Genomic DNA, 7371 nt, shown 5'->3' on the forward strand with positions numbered 1-7371 from the left:
GCCGCCGGGCCGCGGCGGCGGAGGCGGGCGACGCGGGCCAGGCCGGCGGCCGCGGCCGGGTCGTCCGGGTGGCGGGTCTGGACGCGGCGCCAGTACGCGGCCGCCGTGTCCAGCTCGCCGCGCTGGGCGTGCACGCGGGCGAACAGGTCCAGCAGGTCGCGGTGTTCGCCGACATCCTGGACGGCCCCGGCGTCCGCGGTGTCCCCAGTGTCCCCGGTGTCCCCAGTGTCCCCGGTGTCCGCGGGGTCCCCGGTGTCCCGGGTGTCCCTGGCGTTCCCGGTGTCCGCGGTGTCCCCGGCGTCCGCCGTGCGCAGCAGCCGCAGCGCCTCGTCCAGGTCGCCCGCGCGCGCCGCCGTGCGCACGCGCGCGACGAGCACGGCCTCCCGCAACGTCCGCGAGGGCGGCGGGGCGTCGCCCGACGGGTGACGGGGGCCTGCCGCGGGCTCGTGGGCGAGGGCGGCGGACGGGCCGGCCGCCGCGGCGCCCGCCGCCCCGCGCCCACCCGGGAACCCGGCGCCCGGGGCGGTTTCCGTGCCCTCGGGGCCCGGGGCCGCCGTGCCCGTGCCTTCTGTGCCCGGCGTGGTCAACGTGCCCTCGGGGCCCTGGGCCCTGCCCGTGCCTTCGGCGCCCGGGGCTCCGCCCGGGCGCCCGGCCGTCCCGCCCTGGCCGCCCCCGGCGTCCGGGGCCCCGGGCCGGTTCGGGCGGGCCTCCGCGGGGTTGCTGCGCGTGCTCACTTCACCCCGCCGTTCTTCCGCTCGGCCGCGTCCGCGACGTCCGGCGGCAGCAGCCGGCGCAGCCGTTCGTTCACCCCGGACAGCGCCTCTGCGTCGCCCGCGGCCACCGCCCTGCGGCCGGCGAGGATCGCGTCGTCCGCCTGGCGCCCCGAGTACATCTGGTCGCGCATCTCCACCAGCGCGTTGAACACCAGGTACACCCACTGGTCGGTGCGCCGCAGCAGCTCCACCTGGAACTGCTCGGCCCGCTTCGCCAGCCGCCGCAGGTCCGCCGGCGTCGCGTCCGTGCCGAGCGCGCTCGCGCGGGTCCGCAGGTTGTCCAGCTCCCGCCGGTCGGAAGGGCTGCCGCCGACCTGCTGGATGATGTCCTCGCAGGCGCCGAGCAGGTCCCACAGCCGGCGTTCGAGGCCGGGGATCTCGATGGCCTCCTCGATGTCGTCGAGCTGCGCCTCCAGGTCGCGGATGCGGCGGTCGCTGGTCACCGCCGCGCCGGTGTCGACGGCCGCGGCGTCCACCTCGCGGCGCAGCTGGACGAGGGGCTTGTGCTCCGACAGGGTGTCGAGCCGCTCCCGGGCCTGTTCCGCGTACGCGTCCTCCGCCTGCTCCTGGAGGTGGTGTACGCGCTGCTCCAGGCCCTGCAGCCGGTCGACCAGCTCGGGGTGCTCCGGCGCGAGCAGCTCGGTGCGGTTGATCGTCGCCTCGAACTGCTGCTGGACCAGCGGGATGTGGGCGGTCACCAGGGCCTCCCGGCTGCTCGCCTCGATCTCGAACGTCACCTCGACCTCGCTCTCCGCCGGCAGGTCGATACGGACGTCGCGCGGCCGGATCTCCAGCAGCCCCACCCGGGTGTTGCGCTCGGCGCGGGCCCGTTCGCCCTCCAGCAGCGGGATGCGGATCACCGCGTCCGGCTCCGAGCGGTGCAGCGCGATGGTGGTCCGGTAGATCTTCGTCACCATCGCCGGCAGGGTCGTGCCCTTGCGGAGCAGCGGGTCGAACGTGCCGTCGGCCCGGCCGATGCCGAGGGTGCCGGTCAGCACCGCCTCGCCGGGGACAACCTTGGCGTGCGTGATCGCCAGGGTGTCGCCGGCGAGCCGCTGCCGGGTGCCGGAGTCGTCGGTCAGCTCGACGGTGAAGCGGGACGTGGTGCCGGTGGTGAGGGTGACCTCGGTGTAGAAGGTGCCGTCCGGGCTGAGCACGGTGCGCGGCCCGCGGAACGCCGGCCGTCCGTCGGGGTTGCTGAGCACGACCGCGTACCGGGTCCAGTCGACGGTGCTGCCGCTGCTCAGCTTGCCGGACACCGGGATGTCGGCGGTGTCGACGGTCTGCGCGGGGTAGTTCAGCTCGATCGCGAACTCGCCCGGGGCCGCGGCCACCGCCTTGCGCGGCCGCCGTACGGTACGGGCGAACGCGGCGGCGCCGCGGGCGACGACCGTGGTGGGGTCCTGGCTGTGGTCGACGGCGATGCCGGGGCCCGCGTCCGGGTCGGCGAGCAGCTCGCGCAGCCCGGGGCTGAGCGTCGAGCCGCCGGCCAGGAGCAGCCGGTCGATGTGGTCGGGGCGCAGCCCGCTCTCGGTCAGCGCGTCGCGGCAGAGCTTGATGGCCCGGGTGTAGAAGGGGAGCGCGAGGTCGTCGAGCGCGCCGCGGGTCAGGGTGTACTCGAAGGGTTCGGGGACGCCGTCGGCGCCCTCCAGGTCGAAGGCCATCTCGAACGTGTCCATGCGGGACAGCGCGATCTTCGCGTTCTCCGCCTCCGCCTTGAGCTTGGCGAAGCTCCTCCGCCACCGGCGGTTGCTGCGGGTGAAGTCCGGCAGCCCCAGCTCGCGCCGGACGGCGGGCACCATCAGGTCGTCGACGACCGCCCAGTCGATGAGCTTCCCGCCGAGGTACGGGTCACCCGCGTGCTGGATCAGCTGCAGTTCGCCGTCGCGCTTGGCCATCACCGCGGCATCGAACGTGCCGCCGCCGAGGTCGAACACCATCCAGTAGGCGGAGTCCGAGGTGTCCTGCACCCCGTACGCGATGGCGGCGGCCGTCGGCTCCTGCACCAGCGGGCAGTGCTCGCTGAGCCCGGCCAGGGCGGCGGCGTCGGACGTGGCGTTGTTCTGGTTGAGGGCGAAGGCCGCCGGCACGGTGATAACCGCGGCCTCGGGCGGCGCGCACCCGAGTCCGGCCGCGGCGTCCTGCCGCAGTGACTTCAGGACCTCGGCGGACAGCTGCTCGGGCGTGAGCGACACCCCGGCGCGCGCGAACGTGCGTGCGGCGCCCGCCACTCCCATCTCCAGCTTGAACTCGGCGTGCGCGTCGTCCGGGTCGGCCTCCGTACGCTCCTTGGCGCGCCGGCCGACGTGGACGACGTCCTTCTTGGGGATCCACACCGCCGACGGGGTGGTGTCCCAGCCGTCGTTGTTCTTCACGACGCGTACGCCGCCGTCCTCGGCCACCGCGATCGCGCTGTTGGTGGTGCCGAGGTCGATGCCGTAGTCGATGGTCTCGCTGTCGCGGATCTCGCTCACGCCGGGGTCTCCTTGGTCGTCTCGTCGCCGGGAGTCTGCTGGGGTGCGGGCCGGCCGACGATGACCTGGCCCATCTGGATGCGCCGGCCGCGGAAGTAGACCGTCGGGCGCACGGTCTCCAGCACGACCTCGCGGGTCAGCTCCGGGTCGTCCTCGAAGACGAGCGCCTCCAGGGAGAGGCCGGAGTCGAACGGCTCGCCGTCGTGCTCCTGGATCTCCAGCCCGTCGTCGGCGAGCGCCCTGCGGCTGGCGCGCACCTGGATACGGATCTGCCGCAGGTCGGCCGCCGACAGCGAGCCGGCGTCCTGGTCGAGCTTGCGCAGCGCACGCCAGATGCCGGTGGCCGCGCCCACCAGGGCGCCGTCCCCGGCGGGGCCGGTGGCTTCGTCGGTGGCTTCGGGGGCTTCGGACGCAGCCGCGGCCTCCGGCACGGCCCGGGCCGCCAGCGCCTCCGCCGCCTCGACCTCCGCGAGCACCTCCGCGACCCACGCCGCCGTGGCCGGATCGAGGAGCGGCGGCGGGATACGGAACTCGGGCGGCTGGCGCCACTGGCCGAGCGCGGCGCGGATACGCCCGTTGCGGTGCCCGGCGTGGCCGGCTTGACGTGTCATCAGTGCCCTTCCCTGGGTGACGTACACCGTGTTCACGACGCGAACATGCCGCCGAGGACGAACCCGCCGACGACGATTCCGATCGCCCAGGCGGCTCCCGCCGTCAGCCCCGCGACGACCCCGCCGGCGATCGCCAGCAGCATGACCACGCACCCCAGGCACTCGCTGGGCTTGAGCGGCCGGGCCTCGCCCGGCTGCGGCACGCCGCCCGCGCCGGGGCCGACCTGCCCGCCGTACAGGGCTTTGAGGTTGTCGAGGAGGAGGTCCTCGTCGCGTTCCGGGGCGATCTCGTAGGCGGCCTCCAGCAGTTCGACCGCCTTCTTCCGCTGGAACCGCGAGTGCGCGCGGTCGGCGTGGATCGCGAGCGTGACGTTGTTGACCGCCACGGCGACCATGTGCGCCAGCTCCTCGTACTGCGACGGAGAGGCGAACGGCCGGAGCGGCTCCAGCTCCCCGAAGTCGGGCAGCACCCGGTCCCCGAGGAGCTGGAGTGCGTCCCAGTGCCGGTCCGCGTGGTGCCGCTCGCCGGCCAGCCGCAGCCCCTCGCCGACCCGCTCGATCGCCTCCGCCGCGGGCTCCTCGAACGCGTCGCGCAGCGGCGCCGCGAACGCCGGGTGGGCCGCCCAGCCGTCGCAGACCTCCGCCAGCCGCGACCGGGCGGACCGGTCGTCGGCGAGTTCGGCGAAGGGCGAGAGCAGCAGCCGGGGGACGCCCGGCAGGAAGTCGTCCGGGGAGTGGTCGTCGAGCCGCGGGTCGGCCAGGGCCGTCAGCCGGTGGGCGACGTGGCCGCGCAGGTCGGGGGAGCTGATCAGCCGCGCCCAGCAGCCGGCGGCGTCGTCCCAGAGCCGGGCGCGTTCGGCCGCCGGCAGGTCGAGGCCGCCGGTCTCCGCCTCGATCGCCCTGCTGTGCAACTCCACGGCCTCGTCGTGGCGCCGGTGCGTCTCGGGGGCGCAGTCGCAGCCGAGGTCGGCGTCCCGCCAGTACCACATCAGCTCGTCCACGAGCCGGCTCCGCGGGTCCTGGAACTCCTCGAAGGCCAGGCGGACGTCCGTCTTGCGGTACCCGTCCGGGGCGGGCGCGGCGGAGTCGCCCTGCCAGGTCTCCTCGACCGCCAGCCGGGCGTCGAGGCGCGCCCGCTGCCGCCGTACCGCGGGGCCGCGGGCGTCCACGGGCAGCCCGGTGACGGCGAAGATGTTCCTGCGGTACAGCCGCAGACCCGCCAGGTCCGCGAAGCGGGCCGGGGACTCCTTCACTGCACAACTCCTCTGCGCCAGGTGGTGAGCCGGGTCAGGTGTCGCTCCCGCAGTCCGGGGTGGCGGCTGACGGTTTCTTCGAGTCGGTCCGCGGCCTCCGCCAGCCGGCCGGGCACACGGGAGAGCGCGAGGGCGGCGCGCACGAGTTCGTCGGCGGGCGCCGCCGGCGGCGCGGTCGGGGCCCGTTCGGCGACCTCGCGCATCGCCGGCCGGTCGCCCGGGGCGACCCGCAGCATGTCCGCGACGAGCCGGTCCAACTCCGGGCCGACGTCGTCGTTGAAGTCGCTCGGCGGCCGCAGCGGGTGGTCGAACCGCGCCGCCGCGAAGCACCGCACGGGGTCGTCGGCGCCGTACGGGAAGCTGTTGGTGAGCAGGTAGTACACGATCGTGCCCAGCGCCCACACGTCGCCGGCGCACGCGTAGCCGCGGCCGCGGATGAGCACCTCGGGCGGCATGTACGCGACCGTCCCCTGCCCGCTGGCCGCCCGGGTCGCCGGGTCGGTCTCCTTCGCCAGCCCGAAGTCGCTGACCTTGGCGCGCGGCCCGGACTCGTCGTACGTGACGAGCACGTTGGCCAGCGTCAGATCGCGGTGCACGACCGGCGGCCGCCGCTCGTGGGCGACGGTGAGGCCGTCGGCGACCTGCCGCAGCACGGCGGTGACCCGGTGGACGGGGACGACGCCGGCGTGCGACTCGATCAGCCGCTCCAGGCTGCCCCCGGCCACGTACTCCATGGTGAAGTAGCCGCGTACGCCCTCGGCCGTGTCCACCGTGCCGGCGTCGAACACCCGGATGATGCCGGGGTGGCCGAGGGTGGAGAGGATGCGCGCCTCGTCGAGCCTGCTGAAGGTCGCGCCGAGCGAGGCCACGTCCTTGAAGAGCTTGAGCGCCTGCCAGCCGAGTACGTGGTGGCGCACGCGGTACACCTCCGCGAACGCGCCCTCGCCCAGCCTGCGGTCCACCACCAGGCCGTCGTGGATCCGCTGTCCGCGGGCGAGCAGGGGCTCCCGCGCGCCGGCCGCGCCCCCCGTCGTCCGGTGCGCCGTCATCCGCACGCCCGCCCCCTTCCCGGCTTCCGGCCCGGCCTCCCCGCTGCCGCGGCGCCCCGGCGGACGTGCGGCCGGGGGCCCGGCGATCCTCTGGAACGGTTCTACCGCGGGGGTCCCGGGACCCCTCCCGCGCACGGTCGGGGACACCGGCCGGGTGGCCGGGACATGTCCCGCAGGGGGCGGCCGACTGGCGGGCGGTTGGCGAGGGTCCCGCTTCGGGGGGATCTGGCCGCTTGCTGCGCGTGGAGATGCAGCTTCATGACACCGTCAGGCCTGCCCGCGGCCGTTTCCCGTGGGTAGCGTCACCCGCGTCCTCCCGTCCTCCCCGACCTCCAGGACACAGGTGGCCCGCATGACGATCCGGATCGCGCTCCCACCCCCGCCGGCACCCCGACAAGGCGGCTCCGCCGCGCCCCGGGGGCGCGGGTGAGCACGGTGCGGTTCCAGCTGCTCGGGCCGCTGAGCATCACCGACGGCGGCGACACCGTCGTGCTGCATCCCTCCAAGCCGGCCAACCTGCTGGCCGCGCTCCTGCTCAACGCGGGGAACATCGTCTCCGTCGAGTACCTGCAGCGGATGGTCTGGGGCGACGAGCAGCCGGCGACCGCCCGGGCCGCGCTGCAGACGTGCGTGCTGCGGCTGCGGCGGCTCTTCGCCAAGCACGACGTGGTCGACGCCCCCATCGAGGCGGTGCCCGGCGGCTACCGGATCACGGCGGACGTACGCTCCCTGGACCTCGTGGAGTTCCGCGAGCGGGTACGGGCCACGCAGCAGCCGGGGCTGTCCGCCGAGGAGGCGCTGGGGGCGCTGCAGCGGGCGCTGGAGCTGTGGCAGACCGGGGTGCTGGCCAACGTGCGGTCGGAGGCGATCCACCGCGACGAGGTGCCGCGGCTGCTGGAGGAGCGGCTGCGGGTCGTGGAGCGGCTGTGCGACCTGCGGCTGGAGCTGGGGGAGTGCGGGCAGGCGCTGGTCGACCTGTGGAGCGTCACCCGCGCGCACCCCGACCACGGCCGGTTCCGGGAGCAGCTGATCGAGGCGCTGTACCGCACCGGGCGGCAGACGGAGGCGCTGGCGGAGTACCGCAGGTTCAAGGCGTACCTCGCCGACGGCCTCGGCGTCGGGCCCTCCGCCGCGCTGCAGCGGCTGGAGCTGTCGATCCTGCGCGGCGAGGACCTGGGCCCGGCGGCCGGGCCGCCCGCCCGCGCGGCGCT

General features: G+C 75.3%; 6 protein-coding genes. 1 reads left to right on the forward strand and 5 read right to left on the reverse strand.

What is annotated here, in order from left to right:
* The 5 genes from ABD317_RS31235 to ABD317_RS31255 all read right to left on the reverse strand — a co-directional run.
* Positions 1 to 377 (reverse strand): tetratricopeptide repeat protein (locus tag ABD317_RS31235; protein ID WP_344294310.1); only part of this gene is annotated, 377 nt, incomplete at its 3' end.
* 353 nt (positions 378 to 730) lie between these two features.
* The gene (locus ABD317_RS31240) at positions 731 to 3247 is read right to left on the reverse strand and encodes an Hsp70 family protein (protein WP_344294312.1); all 2517 of its coding nucleotides are present in this window, start codon (positions 3245 to 3247) and stop codon (positions 731 to 733) included.
* Positions 3244 to 3858, reverse strand: coding sequence for a hypothetical protein (locus tag ABD317_RS31245; protein WP_344294314.1), 615 nt, complete (start codon positions 3856 to 3858; stop codon positions 3244 to 3246). The genes ABD317_RS31240 and ABD317_RS31245 overlap by 4 nt, the downstream gene beginning before the upstream one ends.
* A gap of 32 nt (positions 3859 to 3890) precedes the next feature.
* The gene (locus ABD317_RS31250; protein ID WP_344294316.1) at positions 3891 to 5111 is read right to left on the reverse strand and encodes a hypothetical protein; all 1221 of its coding nucleotides are present in this window, start codon (positions 5109 to 5111) and stop codon (positions 3891 to 3893) included.
* Entirely contained in the window at positions 5108 to 6160 is a 1053-nt protein-coding gene (locus ABD317_RS31255) for a serine/threonine-protein kinase (RefSeq protein ID WP_344294318.1), read from the reverse strand. Before ABD317_RS31255 ends, ABD317_RS31250 begins: the two co-directional genes overlap by 4 nt.
* Positions 6161 to 6595: 435 nt before the next feature.
* Between ABD317_RS31255 and ABD317_RS31260 the strand changes: the two genes are divergently transcribed.
* Positions 6596 to 7371, forward strand: a 776-nt coding sequence (locus tag ABD317_RS31260; RefSeq protein ID WP_344294320.1) for an AfsR/SARP family transcriptional regulator, incomplete at its 3' end; no start/stop codon positions are given.

Source organism: Streptomyces synnematoformans (genome assembly GCF_039531005.1).
In the GTDB taxonomy this organism is placed as follows: Bacteria; Actinomycetota; Actinomycetes; order Streptomycetales; family Streptomycetaceae; genus Streptomyces; species Streptomyces synnematoformans.

Coding starts and splice junctions, on each gene's coding strand:
- ABD317_RS31255 (WP_344294318.1), bottom strand. CDS start 6,160: ATGACGGCGCACCGGACGACGGGGGGCGCGGCCGGCGCGCGGGAGCCC.
- ABD317_RS31245 (WP_344294314.1), bottom strand. CDS start 3,858: ATGACACGTCAAGCCGGCCACGCCGGGCACCGCAACGGGCGTATCCGC.